Raw genomic sequence first — 620 nt, 5'->3', positions numbered from 1 at the left:
CCGAACGGGTCCGGCACGAAGCGTTCGGCGGTCAGTGCCGGGCGTTCCAGGTAACCGCGGGCCACGCCCTCGCCGCCCAGGTACAACTCACCGGCGACGCCGATGGGTTGCAGGTTGAGTTGCGCGTCCAGCACGTAGCCGCTGCGGTTGCCCAATAGCGTACCAATCGGTGCATAGACGGCGCCGCAGGGGTCGCCCTTGCGCGCTTTCCACAGCAACGGCGTGACCACGGTTTCGGTCGGGCCGTAGCCGTTGAACAGGTAGGTCGGCTTGAGCGCGCGCCAGGCCAGGTCGTAGCTGGCTTGCGCCACCGCATCGCCGCCAAAGCAGTACACACGCACCTTCGGTGGATTACCGTCGCGCTCGGCATGCTCGGCCAGTTGTTGCAGGTACACCGGCGGGAACACCGCCATGGTCACGTTGTGACGGTGCATCTGCGCGTAGGTGTACTCGGGCAACCACAGGCTATCGTCACGGACCAGCACGCTGGCGCCGTTGATCAGCGGGTGCATCCAGCCTTCGTGGGAGCCGTCGAAGGCGAACGACATGAAGTGCAGTTCGCAATCGGCCGGCGATGTTTCATAACGCTCGCCGGTAGCGATGATGTGCGCCACCAACGG

Annotated in this window: 1 protein-coding gene; it reads right to left on the bottom strand. The window is 65.3% G+C overall.

The window, feature by feature from the left end:
- Window positions 1–620 (bottom strand): AMP-binding protein (locus Q8X51_RS32155; protein WP_407694947.1); only part of this gene is annotated, 620 nt, incomplete at both ends.

It is taken from the genome of Pseudomonas sp. Yb2C2 (assembly GCF_052112325.1).
GTDB classification, from domain to species: Bacteria; Pseudomonadota; Gammaproteobacteria; order Pseudomonadales; family Pseudomonadaceae; genus Aquipseudomonas; species Aquipseudomonas marginalis.
This window is presented reverse-complemented; position numbering and strand designations above follow the sequence as displayed.